General features: G+C 63.6%; 22 protein-coding genes. 20 read left to right on the plus strand and 2 right to left on the minus strand.

The window, feature by feature from the left end:
• Positions 1-2: 2 nt before the first annotated feature.
• The 12 genes from B2V90_RS17580 to B2V90_RS17635 all read left to right on the plus strand — a co-directional run bounded on the left by B2V90_RS17580 (position 3) and on the right by B2V90_RS17635 (position 5,703).
• A complete protein-coding gene (locus B2V90_RS17580) occupies positions 3-299 on the plus strand; it encodes a hypothetical protein (protein ID WP_293922575.1) in 297 nt (98 codons plus the stop codon).
• Positions 296-661, plus strand: coding sequence for a DUF6283 family protein (locus B2V90_RS17585; RefSeq protein WP_293922576.1), 366 nt, complete (start codon positions 296-298; stop codon positions 659-661). Before B2V90_RS17580 ends, B2V90_RS17585 begins: the two co-directional genes overlap by 4 nt.
• Before the next feature lie 108 nt (positions 662-769).
• Entirely contained in the window at positions 770-1,318 is a 549-nt protein-coding gene (locus B2V90_RS17590) for a hypothetical protein (protein WP_293922577.1), read from the plus strand.
• 169 nt (positions 1,319-1,487) lie between these two features.
• Entirely contained in the window at positions 1,488-1,916 is a 429-nt protein-coding gene (locus tag B2V90_RS17595) for a hypothetical protein (protein WP_293922579.1), read from the plus strand.
• Positions 1,913-2,107, plus strand: coding sequence for a hypothetical protein (locus B2V90_RS17600; protein WP_293922581.1), 195 nt, complete (start codon positions 1,913-1,915; stop codon positions 2,105-2,107). Before B2V90_RS17595 ends, B2V90_RS17600 begins: the two co-directional genes overlap by 4 nt.
• Positions 2,108-2,182: 75 nt before the next feature.
• On the plus strand, positions 2,183-2,371 hold the full coding sequence (locus B2V90_RS17605) for a hypothetical protein (protein ID WP_293922583.1): 189 nt from the start codon (positions 2,183-2,185) through the stop codon (positions 2,369-2,371).
• Between the two features lie 107 nt (positions 2,372-2,478).
• The gene (locus B2V90_RS17610) at positions 2,479-2,928 is read left to right on the plus strand and encodes a hypothetical protein (RefSeq protein WP_293922584.1); all 450 of its coding nucleotides are present in this window, start codon (positions 2,479-2,481) and stop codon (positions 2,926-2,928) included.
• Between the two features lie 161 nt (positions 2,929-3,089).
• Complete coding sequence (locus B2V90_RS17615; RefSeq protein ID WP_293922585.1) at positions 3,090-3,284, plus strand: hypothetical protein; 195 nt, start codon at positions 3,090-3,092, stop codon at positions 3,282-3,284.
• Positions 3,281-3,829 (plus strand): hypothetical protein, encoded by a 549-nt coding sequence (locus tag B2V90_RS17620; protein ID WP_293922587.1) that lies wholly within the window; start codon positions 3,281-3,283, stop codon positions 3,827-3,829. The genes B2V90_RS17615 and B2V90_RS17620 overlap by 4 nt, the downstream gene beginning before the upstream one ends.
• 145 nt (positions 3,830-3,974) lie before the next feature.
• A complete protein-coding gene (locus B2V90_RS17625; RefSeq protein ID WP_293922590.1) occupies positions 3,975-4,625 on the plus strand; it encodes an antitoxin of toxin-antitoxin stability system in 651 nt (216 codons plus the stop codon).
• A 43-nt stretch (positions 4,626-4,668) separates the two neighbouring features.
• Entirely contained in the window at positions 4,669-5,100 is a 432-nt protein-coding gene (locus tag B2V90_RS17630; protein WP_293922593.1) for a hypothetical protein, read from the plus strand.
• A gap of 81 nt (positions 5,101-5,181) precedes the next feature.
• Positions 5,182-5,703 carry a hypothetical protein gene (locus B2V90_RS17635; RefSeq protein WP_293922595.1) on the plus strand — a complete coding sequence of 174 codons (522 nt, stop codon included), beginning with the start codon at positions 5,182-5,184 and terminating at the stop codon, positions 5,701-5,703.
• A gap of 95 nt (positions 5,704-5,798) precedes the next feature.
• On the opposite strand, the gene B2V90_RS17640 is transcribed toward B2V90_RS17635, so the two are convergent.
• A complete protein-coding gene (locus B2V90_RS17640; RefSeq protein WP_293922597.1) occupies positions 5,799-6,188 on the minus strand; it encodes a hypothetical protein in 390 nt (129 codons plus the stop codon).
• A 202-nt stretch (positions 6,189-6,390) separates the two neighbouring features.
• Between B2V90_RS17640 and B2V90_RS17645 the strand changes: the two genes are divergently transcribed.
• The 3 genes from B2V90_RS17645 (at position 6,391) to B2V90_RS17655 (ending at position 9,999) form a co-directional block, all read left to right on the plus strand.
• Entirely contained in the window at positions 6,391-7,896 is a 1,506-nt protein-coding gene (locus B2V90_RS17645; RefSeq protein WP_293922599.1) for a YiiX/YebB-like N1pC/P60 family cysteine hydrolase, read from the plus strand.
• Between the two features lie 516 nt (positions 7,897-8,412).
• The gene (locus B2V90_RS17650) at positions 8,413-8,904 is read left to right on the plus strand and encodes a DUF736 domain-containing protein (RefSeq protein ID WP_293922601.1); all 492 of its coding nucleotides are present in this window, start codon (positions 8,413-8,415) and stop codon (positions 8,902-8,904) included.
• 81 nt (positions 8,905-8,985) lie between these two features.
• Positions 8,986-9,999 (plus strand): DUF2493 domain-containing protein, encoded by a 1,014-nt coding sequence (locus tag B2V90_RS17655; RefSeq protein ID WP_293922603.1) that lies wholly within the window; start codon positions 8,986-8,988, stop codon positions 9,997-9,999.
• 150 nt (positions 10,000-10,149) lie between these two features.
• On the opposite strand, the gene B2V90_RS17660 is transcribed toward B2V90_RS17655, so the two are convergent.
• Complete coding sequence (locus B2V90_RS17660; RefSeq protein ID WP_293922605.1) at positions 10,150-10,506, minus strand: hypothetical protein; 357 nt, start codon at positions 10,504-10,506, stop codon at positions 10,150-10,152.
• Positions 10,507-10,974: 468 nt separating this feature from the next.
• On the opposite strand from B2V90_RS17660, the gene B2V90_RS17665 reads away from it, so the two are divergent.
• Genes B2V90_RS17665 through B2V90_RS17685 form a run of 5 tightly spaced genes read left to right on the plus strand, consistent with a single transcriptional unit; the run spans position 10,975 to position 17,437 of the window.
• Positions 10,975-11,277: a hypothetical protein gene (locus B2V90_RS17665; protein ID WP_030539252.1), complete on the plus strand. Its 303-nt coding sequence runs from the start codon at positions 10,975-10,977 to the stop codon at positions 11,275-11,277.
• On the plus strand, positions 11,274-13,322 hold the full coding sequence (locus tag B2V90_RS17670) for a type IV secretion system DNA-binding domain-containing protein (protein ID WP_030539251.1): 2,049 nt from the start codon (positions 11,274-11,276) through the stop codon (positions 13,320-13,322). The genes B2V90_RS17665 and B2V90_RS17670 overlap by 4 nt, the downstream gene beginning before the upstream one ends.
• Positions 13,319-16,294 (plus strand): MobF family relaxase, encoded by a 2,976-nt coding sequence (gene mobF / locus B2V90_RS17675; protein WP_030539250.1) that lies wholly within the window; start codon positions 13,319-13,321, stop codon positions 16,292-16,294. Before B2V90_RS17670 ends, mobF begins: the two co-directional genes overlap by 4 nt.
• Positions 16,284-16,832 carry a restriction endonuclease gene (locus B2V90_RS17680; RefSeq protein WP_037470503.1) on the plus strand — a complete coding sequence of 183 codons (549 nt, stop codon included), beginning with the start codon at positions 16,284-16,286 and terminating at the stop codon, positions 16,830-16,832. The genes mobF and B2V90_RS17680 overlap by 11 nt, the downstream gene beginning before the upstream one ends.
• A 44-nt stretch (positions 16,833-16,876) precedes the next feature.
• Positions 16,877-17,437, plus strand: coding sequence for a lytic transglycosylase domain-containing protein (locus B2V90_RS17685; protein ID WP_293922610.1), 561 nt, complete (start codon positions 16,877-16,879; stop codon positions 17,435-17,437).
• Positions 17,438-17,465: the final 28 nt, after the last annotated feature.

Genomic DNA, 17,465 nt, shown 5'->3' on the forward strand with positions numbered 1-17,465 from the left:
CCATGGCGGACACGATCAGCGCCAGCGTGACGCTCCATGTCGCGGTTCTCGATCCGCAGGCCATGTGGGATCACGCCTACAGGGCATATGCCTTGGCGCATCTCGACCACAAGATCCATGACGAGGCACAGCCAACGCGCCTTGCCAGCGAGCTTCTTGCCGAGTTCGTACCCCTCTGCGGCACTCGCAAAGAGCCCGACATCGGCGATTGTCTCCGCATGATCTTCGACCCCGGCGAAAGCCCGCCGGGAATCCTGATCGAGGATAGCTCCGCCGACGTGGAGGGGCCATACTCATGAAACCCGTCCTCAAACGGCCCTGCAACGAATGCCCATGGCGCCGAGACCATCCGGCAGGATGGCTTGGCGGCTATCGGCCCGAGGACTTCACGCAGCAGATCCAGTTCGACGGTCCGCCACTGCCTTGCCACAAGACCATTCCCGGAGACGGCACCGACGCACGCGCCATGTGCGCAGGCGCCCTTATCTTCATGCGGAACTGCGCCAAGGGCGCGCACCATCCCAACTATGGAGATGCACTCGAAACGGTCGAGCCGGATACGCAAACCGTCTTTCAATGGTCGCACGAGTTCCTCGACCATCATAACAATCCGCAGGCGTGGGTCGAGCGCGTCCGCAGCCGGACGACCGACCCGCCATGACGCCGTTGGCGCAGTGACCGGTGCCACGGCGGATCGAAGACGGCCATGGAGGGAAGGGGGGCGGGGGATGGTTGCGACGAAGAGTTCGCAGCCCACTCGGAGAATCCCATGCCATATTCCAGCCCGCTCCGCACCGCCGACAGCCAGTCCCGGCCGAGACCGGCCAACCGATGTTGCGGGTCGCTCACCGAAATCCTGGACGAACTGCTCCGCATCGCACACCGAGCTGACGCCTATGAGATTCACGTCGAGACGTTCGACTACGAGGGGCGTCCGGTTCTCTCCGTCAATGACAACGGCTCGGGGATCGAGAGTCCGAGGGACTTGCTCGCACTGGATGCGATCGGGTGGCGCGAATCCGTGTCCCGTCCCGGAAATGATGACGCGATAGCGCTTTCGAGCCTCGCAGGACGCCATGTGATCGTTCGGTCCGGTCCTGATGAAACCGTACGCGGATGGAGCGCGACGATACCGGCCGAAGCCTGGAACAGCGCAGCGCCGATCACGATCGAACCCGACGGCGGCCTTCGCGGCACCAACTTCATCGTCGAGATCCCGGTCGCATGGCGCGTGGAGCTTGAAGACGCCGTGACGGCCGCCGCCCGGCACCTGCCTGTGCGGGTCTACTTCCACGCCAGATGGACGAATCGTCCCTGACCACGAGGGTCAGCCGATCGCCGGGCGTGCCGTCGCAAGTCCGCTCAGAACCGGATTGGCGGACAACGCCCCGCCCGTGCGCGCCGCCGCCGAACAGCCCTTACCCAACCCGCTTTGACCGTGCCGGTGCGACGCGCCCCGCGGGCCATACCTTTCGAGGAATCCGCCCATGATCGACGATCAATTTGATGCCCTGGTCGACGACGCCACCCATGCCGTCAACAATCTCATTCCCGACCGATGGCTGACCGAGCTGGGCGATACCGACCGGTCGGACCTGCTTGTCCGGATCAATGACGCGCTGACGCCAATCCTGCGGGACGCATTCGATACGATCGTGCGCGCGAGCGACAAGCCGACCCGAGCCTGTACGATCGCCGCCATGATCTGCGAACTGCTCGAAACCCATATCGCCAAATGCGACGAAAGCGGCGATTGCGCCGTCAACCGGCCACCGCATGTGATCTCGCAGGCTCATAGCACCAGCGCGAACATCGACAGCATCGCCAGCTGCGACGTCGAATCGGGAACGCAGATCTACCTTGTGCTGGACGACGGCGCCGCGTTCCGCATCACCGTCGAAGCCTTATCCTCATGATCGACATCACCATGGCGCTGCGGGCGCTTAAACGACTGGCGCTCGCTTCCACCCATGGCGAACTCGATGCCGCCAGGATCGAGGCGGCCGATGTCCTTGACCAGGCCGGTTGGACCAGATCGGCACGCATCGTCATCGACGCCATCGGACGTCCGCCTGTCTGCGATGAAAGGGGAAGTCCGCCGGAATAGGCCTGGCGCCACCATCAGCCGCGCCCGCTCGACGGGACGCGGCGCTTCCGCACCACCAATCCCATGGAGAACATCATGGCCCCTCTGTCTCCGGCCAGGGCCCGTCTGGCGGGCTTTCCGCACGCATATGCCTGCGCGATCCAGCGCCGGACCGCCACCGGCCGCAACCAGTTCGTGATCCGAACCCGCAATCCGATCCAGCCGTTCCGGGTAACCGAGACGCTTCCGGCCACTGACGAAGATCTGGTCCTGCGCGTCGCCTGAACGTGACGTGCCACCCGGTCAACGCAGCCTGGTTCGTCGCCGACCTCCGCTCTCGGACACCGTCACCGAGTGCCGGATTCCTCCAATAGCCTAAGGGAGAGCCGACAATGCGTATCAGCCATCTTCAGGCGATCGCCGACATCCTGCTCGGCGATGCCAAAACCCTTGCCCGCGGCTATCATGAGATCATGACCGACAGCGGCGCGGACTTCGAAACCGCGGACGCACGCCGTCGGTGCGCGATCGCCGTCAATGCCGTTGGCATGGCCGTCGCTACCGACGGCTACCGCTCGGCCCTGACCGCGCTTGAGGCGCGACCGGGCGTCGAACCGAAATGCCATCGCTGCGGCAGCACCGAGCTGGTCCGCGACGCTTCGGCGGAATGGGACTGCGCGACCCAGCAATGGGTGCTCTCGGGCGTCTATGATTGCACGATCTGCCAGGCCTGCGAGGCCGAAAGCGACACCCTATGCGAATGGCAGCCCTGCGCACCCAACACCGTTCAGCCGCTCGCCGCTGCGGCGGCGCCGCCTCGTGACCCGCAGGCCCCGCAGTAAGGCAATCCCAACCATTGAAGCCGAAGGCCAACCCATCGCGTGCCAGCACGCCTCAATGGCCATGCCCGCCGTCACCGCAGATCACGGCCGCGGCACCTGTTACGGCACGGCGCTGAGAGCGACGCCGGAGCCCCTATCACCGATCGTTACGAGGCAATCCGATGAATGGTGCCGATCAATATCCGATAAAGCCGGGCATGTGGATCCGAACGGAGGAGGACGAGAAGCTCCTCTTCCAGCGATATTCATCCACCGGCCATTGGGGCTTTTTTTCCGAGAGCAGCTATCACATCGCGCGCGAGCACAAGCTGCCGCTCGCGGGTCTCAAACCCTGGGACAAGGAACGCCGGACATGAAAACACATGCAATGGCCAGCGGACTTCGGATCACGCTGACGAAGATCGAATTGCAGGCCTTGCTCAGCCTTGCGCGCTCTGGCGCAGACCAGCTTGAGGCCGCTCGCCACTATTCGATCCTGCCCAAACGGCAGGAGGCCGTGGCCCCCGACATCATCCAGGGCCTCGAACGCGGCCTGGCCTCGGTCCAATGGAAGCAGGCCGAGGCCAAGGCCAGGCGAGAGCAGCCCAAAAGGGAGGCCGAGCGCCGCGCTGCCCGCGAGCATCACGCCCGAATCGATGGCTATGCTGTCTGGGCCATGTTCGGCGACTGGACCGATATCTCCGATGATCCCGATCGCCGCCAGTGGGCGGATATGTTCCACCCCGACACCAACCCTCGCGAGCAGGGCGAAATCAGGCGCAATGTCTGGCGGGTCTTCATCAGCAAGGGCAGCGCGGCATTGGACGACCTCGTAGTCTTGTCCGGCGATTGCACGACGACCGCCGATCGAGACGAGATCGAGCAACTCGCGCGCCGGATCATCGAGAACCATCAGGAATGACCGCCTTCGTGGCGTCCGGCCGCCCCGGCTGGCAGCAGCCTATCAGGGCAGAGCTACCCCTGAAAACCCACGCCTCCACGCCCGGCGCGCCGGGCCGCCGAGCGCATTCCCGCGGCCTCGGTCGTGTCCCGGAAGGATCCAGACCATGCCCGAACTCATCGAAATCGAGACCTATCGCCTCGATGAACTGACGGGGGCCGCGAAGGTGAACGCCCGAAGCTGGTATCGGGAAACTGGCCTCGACTATGAGTGGCACGACTTCACATTCGATGACTTCGAACGGGTCTGCGAGATCTTCGGTGTCAGCCTCAAGACCGACATAGTGCGCCTCCATGGCGGAGCAACACGCAGCCAGCCGCGCATCTACTTCAGCGGTTTCTGGAACCAGGGCGACGGTGCCTGCTTCGAGGGCTTGTACTCCTATGCGAAGGGCGCCCATCGCCGCTTACGGAATCACGCGCCGCTGGATACCGAACTCCATGCTATCGCGGACGCCCTGCGAACCGTGCAGAGCCGCAACTTCTATCGGCTCAGCGCCGGGGTCTCTCACCACGGGCACTACTATCACGAACACAGTATGACGATTTCGGTCGAGCGCGACGGGACCTTTCTGGACGTGGCAGCCGACGACGAAGAGGCGATCGCCGAAGCGCTCCGCGACCTCGCCTGCTGGCTCTATCAACGCCTTAGCGCGGAGTACGAATATCTCAGTTCCGACGAAGCGGTCGACGAAAGCATCAACGCGAACGGCTACCGCTTCACCGCGTCCGGCGAACGCTTCCTGCGCATCGCATAGCCATTGCGGGCACATCGACCGCCCGCGACAGGAGAGCCGACAAATGACCGAAACCGTCCGACTGTCCGCCCATGATATCCGGCGGCTGCGAAATCTCGCCGAGCAGATCGCGCGGACAGAAGCGGCTGTCCCCCGGTACACGATCGAGATCGCCGAGCGCTTTCATCTCACCACTGGACGAACGGCCCTCAATGTCCTCGCGATCAGCGACGATCCCGATTGGGGGGACACCGACCTCAACACGACCCACCCCTGGTCGCGGATACGCGAGCGGCATGCGCTTGCGAATGGCCGGGCGCTGTTCGACCTCTACATCTATGAACGGCCCGCCTTTGGGGAGACCGGCGACCTTATCTGCTGCGTTCAGGCCGAACTCGATGCGCGGGGTCTCGCGGCGGTCCACGCCGACAACGCGAGGGACATCTGGCGACGACCGGACCCGCCGGCTGAATTTCCGGCGGACCCGCCGCAATGACATTGCAGCATTGACCTCGGCGTCCGGCTACATGGCAGGATCGCGCCAACCTGTCGTCAACTGTCCTTGACTGGCGAGCACATGCGCGAACTATCCTCTCCCATGCGTCTCATCGATGATCTTGCGGCCAGGAGGCTCTATTATCAGCGATCTCTTGCGACTCTGCCCGACATCCTCCTGATCGAAATCCCGGCTCGCTTCGCAGGCAGCGGGCTTGCTCTTCACCGATATTATCCGGTTATCCTCGAGAGCCTCGACGAGCTGCACGAGTTCGAAACGTTCCTGTGCGAGCCGCGCGCCACGCTGGTCCCTCCCGCGTTGCTGAACCATCGGCCCTCTGCTTTCCGCGCCGAGAATATTGTCTTCGCCCGCTACGAACCTAAGGCATTGCATTGGCCCTGGCTCCTGCTGTGCTGCTGGCCGCGAAACTATACCGCCATGGCGCCATCCCACAGCGAAGCGTTCGCGCGGGGCACCTATACCGTCGAAGCCTTCACCAGCGCAGGCGAGGTCGACCTTGCGGAGGCCGAGCTGCTCGCAGCCCTCGGTCCCCATGAAGCGCGCCACGTCCGATGTGCGGCGGGGATGATCGGAAATGCCTGATCACCAACCCGCCCAGGTCCACGGGTATAGGGATCGCAATGCGCGGTGCCGGAACGGGCGATCGGCCGACCGATCACCGGGTTCCCTATCTCCAGCTATCGGCCGAGAATATCATCAATCGGCAGCGCCATGTCGGCGCGGCGCTTCATGAGTTCGGTGAGCCAGCAAAGATGCGCGGCCGCGTCGGCCAGAGGCAGTTCGCAAACTTCCTCGAACATCTCGCGCTGATAATCGAGGTTGCGCGCGAGGATGCCTCGAAGCCGGAGACGCGCCGTGCTGTCGTCAGCCTCGATTTCCTCATTCGCCTCACGAGCCGCATCGAGAAACGCCTCGGCCAGCTCCTGTGCTTCATAATAGCCGCCATCCAGACCCGCGCTCGAGGCAAGGCTCGCCAGCCGCCGGCGCACCAGCGGCAATTCCGGATCGACCGCCGCATCGTTGAGCGGCAGGTTGAAGTCATAGGCGGCGAGAAAGTCGCGGATCATCAGTTGCTCCCTGGTGCGGCGAGGGAACATAATGGCAACTTAAAGTCAAGTCCCATATCGACCGCGTATGGTCCAGCTCCGGGTTTGGCGGATCGCCCGCAGACGCCGAGCGCGCAATCCACGATTATATCGATACCGAAGGGCCACCAACGCTATGGCTACGGGGGAACGCTCGATTCCACCAACTCAGCTGGCGGTGCCCATGCCTGACGAACAGACCCGCCGCATCAAGGTCGAACTGCTCATGCCGGGCGACATCATCCTCACTGCATCCCGCGGCAAGGTGAGCAAGGCCATCCGCCTCGCCACCAAGGGGCAGGTATCCCACGCCATGATCTGCGTCCAGCACGGCTCGATCATCGACTCGACCGATGACGGCGTGCAGGCGCACAATATCCAGCGCGAGCTTTACGGGCCGGACGATCACGTCACCGTGCTCCGCCTCCAAGTGCCCCCGAGCGACCTTCAGCTTGGCACCATCATCGATTTCGCGCGCGCCGAAATCGGGACACGTTACTCCAAGAGCGAAGCGGCGCGATCGGTCCTTACCGGTCCCAAGCCAAGGACACGGCAACTCTTCTGTTCGCGCCTTGTCGCCCGGGCGTTCGCCGGCGCGGGTATCCACCTCGTGCCCGATGCCGACTATTGCACGCCCGAACAGATCCGGCGCAGCCCGCTTCTCGCCGAGCTTCCAGACATTATCGAGACGGTGTCACCAGCCGAGCTGGTGGCGTGGGCCGCCCGTCCGAACCCTATCGCCGACATGCAGGAGACCCAGAACCGCATACTGGCCACCGCACGGCGCCTCGATCCATCGGTCGAGAACTTCAGCGACCTCGACCAGCTCGTTCAGGATCATCCCGAATGGGACGAGGAAATTGCCCGCGTCTATCGAGAGAGTGGCTATCTCGATCTTTGGCGAGCCGACTTCGCCAGCAACCCATGGCATTACGATCTCGACCATATGGAGGCCAGCGCCGGACCACGCCCCGATCAGGGCCTCCTCGAATATTGCATCAGCACCGTTCGGGACTTCCACACCGGTGGCCTGCGCTTCGCCGTCAATCTCGTTCACTACCAGCGTGCTCTGGAGGCGAACCGCCGGAAGACCACCGCGCAACTCGTAATGCTCTACCAGCAGCTCGTGGTGAACGACCAGACACGGCGCGACGTTGCTCTCGCCTGGCTGAAGCGGCACCACCCCGAGGAAGCCGCTCGCCATTTGCAGCGTATTCCGCCGCACTCGGACCTGTGGTTCTCGATCGTGGACCGCGTGGAGCCCCGGCTTGGCGCCATCGCGCGCATCTCCATCCAGCGCATGGGGTCACCGGATGTCTGTTCGGCATGCGGCGATCCGGCCGACGACTATCGCCTCGTGAACGCTGCCGAGGCAATGCCCGGGGTGCCGCCGCTCAGGCTTTGCAGCGATTGTGTGTGGGCATTCGACGTGGCGGTGGTGAAATACTTGAACCGATCACATGACCGCAGCGGGGTTCGCAATGGCCGACAGTCGTCGCCGGGGTGGGCGGATGCCCGCCCGAGGCGGGCACCGGGCTCTATCTCCGCTACGCTCCGACCAAGCCCCCTTGCGGTGTCTTGTCCGCTTCGCGGTAACGATCCCTTCCGCGGGTGTGCCCGGGAGGTGAGGCGCTTCCTTCTCGACCGGAGAATCCAGCCGCACGACCACCGCAATGCAGGCTTCGCCTAAGGAATCGCGCTAGTCGCGCGATGCGGATCGTGGAGCCAGCCCGATCGCATCGCCCCCTTCGCCGCCCTTGCAGGATCCGTGCGTTGCAGAACGGGTTTCGTCCGCAAGAATTGCGTCGGGGCAAAGCTACGCTAGGCGAAAAGGGGCCGGCGATGTTTGTTTGTTTTCAACAGAAGCGCCGGCCCCTTTTCGCCAAGCTTCGCTAGAGCCCCTCCCGTGCTTCTTGCGGACAAGAGCCCCGCCCTGCGCCTTCGGACCTGCGAGGGCGGCTCCGGGTGCGATGACGATCGAGCCGGCCCACGCTCCCTTTCCATTCAGAAGGAACCGCCCGCTGCGCGGCCGGTGCGTCTTTGTCGTTCGCGGGCCGCTGACGCGGCCGTTTGATGCTCGGGCTCACCAGATACGATGAAATTCTGTCAAGAAATCAATCACATGGAAGTAATGGAGGGGAGGTAGTAGGGTTTGGATGCGGCCGGGAAAGAAAAACGGACCGCACCCAAGAGAAAGGATGAAGTCATGAAGATCGGTAGCTTCAAATTCGACGAACGCGCCAGCGAAATTATCGGCAAGATCGCCACTCGCGAGATGCGCTTTCCCTACCTAATCATGCGCCGCGTCGAAGATCGGCAGAGCGATAGCGCCCCCGTCTATGAGATTTACGAGACGAACCGCGCGGGCGACGAAATCCAGATCGGTGTCGTCTGGGAACGCCGGATGAAGTCCAACGACGAGGTGTTCCTGTCCGGCATGGTCGATGATCCGAGCTTCCGCGAGCCGCTGCCCATCGTCCTTTTCGGGGACGAGACGAACGGCTTCGATGTCCAGTGGCGGCGCGAACGTGACCGCGACACGCAGGGCGGCAGCTTCGGCAATCGCGCAAGTGGCGGCCAGCGGCAGGGCGGTTTCGGCGGACGGTCGGGCGGCGGCTTCTCCGGCGGCAGCACCGCAGGCCCCGGCGGCGAGTATACCGGGAACGGGCGCGGCCTTGACGACGAGGTGCCCTTCTAAGCGGCACCAAAGGCGGGCCGGGGGAGCGGTGGAACGCTTCCCCGGACCCTGAACCGTCACCCGACCAAAGGAACCCATCCCATGAGCAAGCCAACGGCCTTGCGCAGCGTTAGCAGTTTTGCCGACCTGCCGGAACTCTATGCCGAACTCACCGCCACCCCCGATTTCGTGGCATCGTTCGGTGATCCCTTGCCCCTCACCATCATCGAGCCGGGCGAGGAACCCGCCGAACATCTCATGCCCAATCCGATCGCGGCGCAGGCGGAATGCGGCGGCATCATCGCCGCCATCTTCGACCTGTTGACCGACACCCGCCTCGACCCCCTCGCACCCGAACTCGCATGGGGCTTCGTCAACAGCTTCCATTTCGTCGCGGGCAAACTGGAAAGCCGCGAGGATCGGCTCGCCGACACCATCAGCGATATGGCGCGGCGTCTGGAACCGGGCGAGGTGTTCAACAAGGAACTGGAAGATACCCAGCTTGAATGCCAGTCGGTCGCAGAACAGCGCGCCGCGATGGAAGATATGTGCGAATACGCGGCGGCTATGTATAAAGCCTGCGCCGGTCGCCCGTGGTTCCCGGCAAAAGGTTCGCGCGCGTCCAACGTAACGACCGCCAGCCAGATTTCGGCGCTCGACTTCCTGCGTGCCCGTTCCGAACGCCGCCGCGACCGCTACGACCCGCAAGGCCCTGTCGTCGTCGTCTCCGGCCCGCAGGATTGGCACGACTGGCGGATTATCTGGGGACGCCTCGACCAGATCAGGGCGCGCATTCCGCATATGGTGCTTGTCACCACCGGACAGCGCGCAGGGGTGGACGCAGCGGCAGCGGCTTGGGCGGCGCAACGCGGCGTTACCTGCATCGCTTTCGGCCTCTATGGACGCGGGAAGGGCAAGGGCTTCAAGCGCAACCGCGACATTGCCGAGCTTATGCCGGTCGAGGCATTGCTATGCGAAGGCTCCGGCATCCAGTCGAGCCTCTATGACCTGTTCAACCCGGAGAAGGGCCACCGCGTCCCGACCCATGTTTTCATGCGGACCGATCAGGAACCCGATGTCCCGATCAAGCGCAAACGCCGCGTCATAGCGGCCTGATCGGACGACCACCCAAAGAGGGGACCGGCGCGGGCTACCGCCGCCGGTCCCTTGTCGTGCTTGTCGCACGAGCGGGGGAAACCCGAACGGTTTCCCCCGCGTCGCTCCTTTTGCCGGGCGTTCCGCCCGCCAACGTCGCTCCCCTTTCCGCTAAGGCTGCACCGTCGCCTGGCTCGCTCCTCCGGCCTCCGATCCGGGCGGCGGCGTAGCGCCGGACTTCCCCCGCGCGGCGGCACCAGTCTTGACCGGCAAACCCCGTGCGGGCGGATCATCGGACGCAGCCGGAAGCGCCTTTAACGCTGCCAGCGCGGCACCGCCACCGACCCGGATCGCTTGGCCGAGCACATCGCGAAACTCGCGCTCGCTCAGCCTCTCCACGGCAATCTCGGTCGCGACCATTCCATATTGCGCGCGCAATCCGCGCCGCACCGCCTCGGCCTCTTGCGCGAGGTTGCGCTGGTCGGCCTCGATCTTCGCGAGCCGTTCCCGTTCCGTCATCTTGGGCATGTTTGGACTCCTTCTAGGAAGGAGGTCTGCTCGCCAGCCCCGACTATCCACCAAGGAGCTTTCGCTTGCAACGCCTTCCCACCGACAAAGAGCAGCCGATCAAGTACGGCTCCCCCTGTAGGGGAGACCCGCGCCGATCGGAATCGACGGGCGCAGCGGGCAAGCGCGCTGCGGGCGAGGGACGCACGCCGGAGGCGGGTGTAATGCACCCCACGCACGGGGTGCTGCGGGCGCGAATCGCCCGGATTTCCGCCGTTTTTTAGCGGCACAGGACGGCAGCCCATCTGGCACTGATCGGCTGCCGCCGGCAGCCAGCCCCAGAATGCTGCCGGCCTAACCGATTGATCTCGCTTGGCACTCTCTGGCTGCCAGCGGCAGTTTCGATAAATTGTTGAGATCACGGCGCAAATCGGCTATAAGGGCGACGCTTCACCACGTTGCTGGCGTGCCGGACAAGGAGTCCGCCGCTTGGCACGTATTACAATCCGCATAGACGATGATCTCTATGCGCGCCTTTCCGTCCATGCGCGCAACGCAGGTCTCGGCGCCGCGACCTATTGTCGCGACATCCTTGAACGGTTCGAAGGCACAGATCCTTCGGGATATCACGCCCGCTTCGATGAGCTCCATGCGACGGTCATCCAGGCCTTCGCCATCCTCGCCACGTCTGTCGGCGAGCGCTCTCCGGACATCCTCCAAAAGGGACTGGGCGAAGCCCGTCGCCTCCTCCGCGAAAGGGGGCTGCTCGACCCCGAGCAGGACCGGTCATGAGCATCTTTCGTCACGACACCCTCGGCTCCTGGACTCGCGGCGGCCAGGCCATCGTCCACAACGTCCGGATGACCACCCAGGTCTTCTACCAGACCTTCCTCGCTGGACTGGTCATCTGGATCGGCGGCATCATCTGGTATGCGCTCGAGAAATCCTCAGAGTATGAGCGCTTCGTTCTGGTGAAGCTCGGCCAAGCGGCTTTCATGGGCGACGCTGTTCCCGGCAACGCGACCCCGATCTTATTCAAGACACCGGCGGGCAAACAATATTGGACAACACCCAAGGGCTTGCTCGACTCAGGTGTCGCCCACAAGACGCTCGCCGCCTTCGAGACCTACCTGCTACACGGCGCAGCGCTCTCCGGTGTGTTCGCTCTGGCGATGCTCTTCTGGGCGTGGTTCTATTTCACCCGGACGGGGAAAGGCCTCGGCTCCAATCAGTTCCTGCGCGGGGCGCGGTTCGGCACAGTGCGGCAGGTCCGCCGCGCTCTCTGGCGTTACGCCAAGGGCAGCTTCGACATTGGTGGGGTCAATGTACCCGACGCCTTCGAACCCGAACATATCCTGATTTGCGGTGCGCCAGGTACCGGCAAGACGAACATCATCGTCAAGATGCTCGACGGCATCCGGAAGCGAAAGCGCCGCGCGATCGTCTATGACACAGCCGGCACCTTCGTCGAAAAATTCTACCGGCCGGGGATCGACGTGCTGCTCAATCCGCTCGACGCACGGGCGGATTGCTGGTCGCCCTGGGTCGACGTCCCGAGGGACTATCATTACGATCAGATCGCCGAGTCCACGATCCCTGACAAGACCGGCGATCCCTTCTGGGCGAAGGCGGCGCGCGGTACGCTGGTCGCCGTGCTGCGGAAGCTGGCTCGGCAGGAACGCACCCTCGTTTCGATCCTGCTCGACACGCTGCTGCGCTCCAAGCTGAAGGACCTCGCAGCCTTTGCCGCCGGCACCGATGCGGCGGCATTCATCTCGACCGAGGGCGAACGCACCAGCGCCGGTATCCAGGCTGAGCTTGCCTCCGTCATGCGCAGCTTCTCCTATCTCGACGATACCGCTGATGGTTTCTCGATCCGCGACTGGGTCGCCAACGAGAAAGACGACAGCTGGCTTTTCATCACCGTCAAGGCGGACCAGCTGCCTTCGCTGCGCCCCCTGATCACGGTATGGCTCGACATCGCGATCAGCGCGATCATGAGCATGACGCCCGATCGCAACCGGCGCCTCTATTGCGTGATCGACGAACTGCCGACGCTCCAGCGCCTGCCCTCGCTCGGCGACTTCCTGGCCCGCGCAAGGAAGTATGGAGGCTGCGGTATCCTCGGCTTCCAGAGCTATCCCCAGCTCGAGGCGACCTACGGCATCCAGGACGCTGCGGCGATCACCGGCTATTGCTCCACCTGGGTGGCGCTGCGGGCCAACGACACCCCCACAGCGAAGCATGTCAGCGAAAATTTCGGCCAGGTCGAACAGGTCGAAGCCAACGAAGGCATGTCCTACGGGGTCAACGATATGCGCGACGGGGTGAACCTCTCGCGCATGCAGGTAACCCGACCGCTGGTCATGCACACCGAGGTCACAAACCTGCCCAACCTGATGGGCTATCTGCGGTTCGGTCGCAGCCTTCCGGTGGTCCGGTTCGAGGACAGCTACAACAAGGTCGCCTCCATCGGCGAGGCGTTCGAGGAGCGGGGCGCCGCGCCCATTCGGATGGCGGTTCCAACGCCATCGGCGCCCCCGGCGCCGACAGCGCCGATAACACCAGCCAAGCCGAAAGCTACCCCGACGAAACGGCGACGTGCTGCCCCCAGTGATCCAGGAGCCGAACTGCCCCTGGTACCGCCAAGCGACGCTACGGGACCGACCGGCATACCCTCCGATGAAGAGGCGGCGTCTCCTCCGACCGACAACGGCCGGGAAGGGGAAGCAAGCAACCCACCACCACCGCTCGAGCTGTTCGGGAAGCCGGCGTGTTTCCGTCTCAGCCAGCACGGCCGCCATGACGGCACCCGCAATGCAGCGAGGCCGGCATGATCAATCCCATCCGCCTCAAGGGCAAACCCGCCAACATCGCTCGGTATTACACGGTCGGCGACTATTACACCAAGGGTGCCGACGAGCATTCCGAATGGGGTGGCAAGATCGCCACCGAACTGGGACTGGAAGGTGAGGTCGACCCTGCCGTCTTCAAGGAACTCTTAGCCGGTAAGGTCGGTGACCAGCAGCTTGGTCGCCAGCGGAAAGATGGCAACATCCAGCATCATCCGGGGTGGGACTTCGCCGTAAACGCCCCCAAGTCGGTGTCGATCATGGCACTCGTCTCCGGCGACGAGCGGATCGTTGAGGCGCATGAGCAGGCGGTCGGGGTCGCGCTCAACTATCTCGAGGAACACGCCACGATGCGGCACCGCGTCGATGGCAAGGTCACCGAGAAGACGACCGGCCGGCTGATCTGGGCGCGCTTCACCGAGCATGCGTCTCGCGAGCTCGATCCCCATCTTCACACGCACGTCGTCGTCATGAACATCACCGACGAGCGGGATGGAGCGAAGAAGGTCAGCCTGGAAACTCGCGCCATGTTCGCCGAGCAGATGGCGGCCGGGCAGGTGTACCGCAATGAATTGGCACACCTCCTCCGCGAGCGCGGCTACGATGTCGAGTTCGACCCTCGTCGTGGCCTGTTCGAGATCAGGGGCGTCCCCAAGGACCTGATCACCGAAATGTCGCAGCGCGCCGAACAGATCGAGGCTCATGCAAAAGAGCATGGCCTGACCGGGCAGGCGGCACGGCAGAAATCCTTCTATGCCACTCGGGGACCAAAGCAGAAAGTCTCACTCGAAGAGCTCCATCAGCGGTGGGACGGGCGGCTTGGCAAACATGCCGAGGCGGTGATGGAGGCGCGCGCCGACGCCGAGCAAATTGGTGAGCGCAGTATTGAGGTCGAGGCGCAGACGGCGGCGCGTGCCATGCTTTTCGGCCTGCGCCAGTCGGAAGGCAAGGAGGCGGTCAACAATCTCGGTCGGCTGTTGCAGACGGCCCTGGCTTCACATGTCGGCGAGGTTCGGCTTTCCGATATTCGTCCCGTGGTCGAGGAACATCAGGCGCGAGCCAAACTTCTCGAAACCCGCCACCTTACCGGTGACGAGATACACACCCGCGGTCGAACGTCACGTAGGACGGCGCGTCTCGAAATGTCGCTCTCCGATCATCTCGCCCTGGCCCTCACAGACGCCCGGCCCCTGGCGTCTATCGAAGCCCTCAGGGATGCAGGTCTTGCCCACAACCTCACTCCCGAGCAGCGGACAGCTCTGCTTCATCTCGGCCGGAGCGAAGACCGGATCGTGGGTGTCCACGGCGTCGCCGGCTCGGGCAAGTCGACCATCATCGGCGCACTAAGGAGTGCGGCGGGTGAGGACGCGACCCTCATTGCCCTCGCTCCGACCTCTTCGGCGGCGGCGGAACTGGGGAAGAAGGCCAATATTGAATCGCGCACCGTTGCCAGTCTCCTTGCGAGCGGCGGCGCGAGGCTTGATGAAAGTCATGTCCTGGTTGTTGACGAGGCCGGGCAGCTTGGCAACCGCCAGGCGGTACGTCTCCTCGAGATCAGCAGGACCACCGGCGCGCGCCTTCTACTGATTGGTGACACCCGTCAAACAGGGGCGATCGAGCAGGGCAAGCCGTTCTGGCTGATGCAACGTCTCGGCCTGCCGAAAGCCGAACTCCGGGAACCTGTCCGGCAGGAAACGGACAAGATGACCCAGGCCGTGCGGCTGGCACGGCTCCAGAACTACGACGGATCGCTTACCTCGCTGGACAGGGTGACGACCGGGGAAAGCAGTGAAAAGCTTGCCGCGTCGCTCGTTGCCGACTGGACACGCCTCAGTCCGGAAAACCGCGAGAAGACGAACATTCTCGTGCTTGAGAATGCGACCCGTCTGATCGTGAACACCAAGGTCCGCGAGGCGCTGAAAACGGAAGGTGCGATCGCGGCCGAGGAAACCCGGCTGTCGATCCTGTCGCCGTCCGGCATGACCGAGCAGGAGAAGCACTTCGCGCGCTTCTATTCTCGCGGTCAGGTCGTGGTGTTCTCCCGCGACAATGTCGGGCTGGGGATCGCCCGAGATGCCGAGTATAAGGTGATTGGCGTTGGACGAGACGCCCGTGGGCGTCAGACGGTCAACCTGGTCGATGAACATGGCCGCACCATCCAGTGGGATCCCCGTCTGGGGCGGGCCTCCCAGATCAACGTGTTCAAGGAAGAAAAACGCGACCTTGCCGCCGGCGACCGGATACAATGGCGCCTCGTCAACGAGGAGCTGGATCTCAAGAATGCCGAGCGAGGCACCCTGGAGCGCCTCAACGGCACCGTTGCCACAATCCGATGGGATCGGGACGGGCGGAGCCAGGAAATCGATCTTTCCCAGCACAAGAACTGGGACCATGGCTATGGCGAAACCGTCTACTCGGCGCAGTCCAAGACTTACGACCGGGTCTATGTGCTGGCGCCCGTCAACTCGCCGCTCGTTACAGGGCAAAACTTCTACACCGCGATCACCCGCGCGAGATTCGGGGCCAGCCTGTGGACCGAGAATCGGCAAAGGCTGGTCGAAAAACTGAAGCAGCGTACGGGCGAAAAGACATCTTCCCTCCAGGGGTTGGGGCGGATCGATCGGGACGGTGTGAAGGGCCGGTCGACCCGCCACTCCGAACGCTGGGACAAGCTCCGCGCCGAGCAACGCGCCCAACGCGAAGAGCGAAAGGACAAGCCGGCGGCGCAACGTGGATCTGCGGAGAGCACTCAGTTCACCGGACTGGCTGAGCGCATTGCGGATCGTGCGTTGTCGGCTGCATCCTTCATGGACCGGTGGGTCGTATCTCTTCTCGATCGAAGTTCCCATCGAGGTGCTGACCGGGAAGACGGGCGCGCCGCCGCGACGGCGCCCCAGCCGGCTCCCGAACCTGCCCACGCTCCTTCCCAGGATCACGGAGGCGGCCATGATCGCTGATTGGGCCGTATTGTCTATTGTCGTCGGGATTGTGCTCCTTGCCTGGTTCCTTCGTGGTTCCCGGACTCCGGTCAAACACCGATGGCGACGTCGACAGGCACGCATCATGTGCCGGCAATTGCAGGGCCGCGATCGCTCCCAACCTCCGGCGGTGGTTTTCGCCCGGATGCGCCGCATGGATCCCTTGGCTTTCGAGGAACTGCTTCTGGAATGCTTTGAACGCCGCGCGATCGAAGTGGTCCGAAACCAGAGCTACACCGGTGATGGAGGTATTGATGGGAAGGTAAGGATCTGCGGATGGGTCTGGCTTGTCCAAGCCAAGCGCTACAAAGACACGATACGGCCAGAAAATGTTGATGCGTTCGCGCAGCTATGTGCCGCAAAGAGTATGCCGGGGCTGTTCATTCACACTGGACGAACCGGACCATCGACCCGGACGCTGCTCAATCGTCATCCTCATATCCAGATCATATCTGGTGAACAGCTTCTCGCCCTCATTCGCGGTGAACCCGTCTTGGTCAGGGGGAAGCGCATATGAGACTCCCCATCGCGCGCGCGCGCTGGCGGTCGGGACTCTATGCCTTGCCGTCGCTCGTAGCGGGCCTCGCCCTCCTGTCGGGTTCAGCTGCAGCGGCGTCTCGTCCGGTCGGCTCTGCCACCGGGGAACGTGAGATCGCTCGATGTATCCAATTCGCATCGGCGGGCAGATCATGGCTTGAAAAGACGCTGTGGGGTCTGCGCGATCAGGAGGCCGGATGGATCGGCGCTGAGGTTCCGAACAGCAACGGTACACATGACCTCGGTCCTCTCCAGGTTAATAGCTCCTGGGTAGCCAAGCTATCTGTTCTCGTCGACCGCGATCCCGGTCTTGTACGCACCTGGCTGATCAACGATCCGTGCTTCAACGTGCAGGCAGCCAAGTGGCTGTTCCTGTCGGGGTTGCGCACCAGCGGGAGTTATTGGCAGGCTGTAGGTGTCTATCACAGCCCGACACCGTGGCGGCAAGAACGCTACCGCAAAAATGTCGCACGGCGCCTGGTTTCAAGGTTCGGGGCGAATGTGTTTTCACCCCTTCCGCCGAAAACCTTATCCCAACGCCAGGAAAGCAGTTCCTTTCCTCTTGCTCAGGGGAAGCCGCAGTGAACGGCTCAAGCGGCGAGCCACAGGTTTC

The sequence above is a fragment of the Sphingobium sp. UBA5915 genome (assembly GCF_002431195.1).
Lineage (GTDB): Bacteria > Pseudomonadota > Alphaproteobacteria > Sphingomonadales > Sphingomonadaceae > Sphingobium > Sphingobium soli.

Excerpts from the sequence above, each read along its gene's own strand:
- B2V90_RS17650 (WP_293922601.1), top strand. The coding sequence starts at position 8,413 with ATGAAGATCGGTAGCTTCAAATTCGACGAACGCGCCAGCGAAATTATC.
- mobF (WP_030539250.1), top strand. The coding sequence starts at position 13,319 with ATGATCAATCCCATCCGCCTCAAGGGCAAACCCGCCAACATCGCTCGG.
- B2V90_RS17605 (WP_293922583.1), top strand. The coding sequence starts at position 2,183 with ATGGCCCCTCTGTCTCCGGCCAGGGCCCGTCTGGCGGGCTTTCCGCAC.
- B2V90_RS17670 (WP_030539251.1), top strand. The coding sequence starts at position 11,274 with ATGAGCATCTTTCGTCACGACACCCTCGGCTCCTGGACTCGCGGCGGC.
- B2V90_RS17655 (WP_293922603.1), top strand. The coding sequence starts at position 8,986 with ATGAGCAAGCCAACGGCCTTGCGCAGCGTTAGCAGTTTTGCCGACCTG.
- B2V90_RS17640 (WP_293922597.1), bottom strand. The coding sequence starts at position 6,188 with ATGATCCGCGACTTTCTCGCCGCCTATGACTTCAACCTGCCGCTCAAC.
- B2V90_RS17625 (WP_293922590.1), top strand. The coding sequence starts at position 3,975 with ATGCCCGAACTCATCGAAATCGAGACCTATCGCCTCGATGAACTGACG.
- B2V90_RS17580 (WP_293922575.1), top strand. The coding sequence starts at position 3 with ATGGCGGACACGATCAGCGCCAGCGTGACGCTCCATGTCGCGGTTCTC.
- B2V90_RS17680 (WP_037470503.1), top strand. The coding sequence starts at position 16,284 with ATGATCGCTGATTGGGCCGTATTGTCTATTGTCGTCGGGATTGTGCTC.
- B2V90_RS17620 (WP_293922587.1), top strand. The coding sequence starts at position 3,281 with ATGAAAACACATGCAATGGCCAGCGGACTTCGGATCACGCTGACGAAG.
- B2V90_RS17590 (WP_293922577.1), top strand. The coding sequence starts at position 770 with ATGCCATATTCCAGCCCGCTCCGCACCGCCGACAGCCAGTCCCGGCCG.
- B2V90_RS17645 (WP_293922599.1), top strand. The coding sequence starts at position 6,391 with ATGCCTGACGAACAGACCCGCCGCATCAAGGTCGAACTGCTCATGCCG.
- B2V90_RS17595 (WP_293922579.1), top strand. The coding sequence starts at position 1,488 with ATGATCGACGATCAATTTGATGCCCTGGTCGACGACGCCACCCATGCC.
- B2V90_RS17610 (WP_293922584.1), top strand. The coding sequence starts at position 2,479 with ATGCGTATCAGCCATCTTCAGGCGATCGCCGACATCCTGCTCGGCGAT.
- B2V90_RS17615 (WP_293922585.1), top strand. The coding sequence starts at position 3,090 with ATGAATGGTGCCGATCAATATCCGATAAAGCCGGGCATGTGGATCCGA.
- B2V90_RS17585 (WP_293922576.1), top strand. The coding sequence starts at position 296 with ATGAAACCCGTCCTCAAACGGCCCTGCAACGAATGCCCATGGCGCCGA.
- B2V90_RS17635 (WP_293922595.1), top strand. The coding sequence starts at position 5,182 with ATGCGCGAACTATCCTCTCCCATGCGTCTCATCGATGATCTTGCGGCC.
- B2V90_RS17600 (WP_293922581.1), top strand. The coding sequence starts at position 1,913 with ATGATCGACATCACCATGGCGCTGCGGGCGCTTAAACGACTGGCGCTC.
- B2V90_RS17630 (WP_293922593.1), top strand. The coding sequence starts at position 4,669 with ATGACCGAAACCGTCCGACTGTCCGCCCATGATATCCGGCGGCTGCGA.
- B2V90_RS17660 (WP_293922605.1), bottom strand. The coding sequence starts at position 10,506 with ATGCCCAAGATGACGGAACGGGAACGGCTCGCGAAGATCGAGGCCGAC.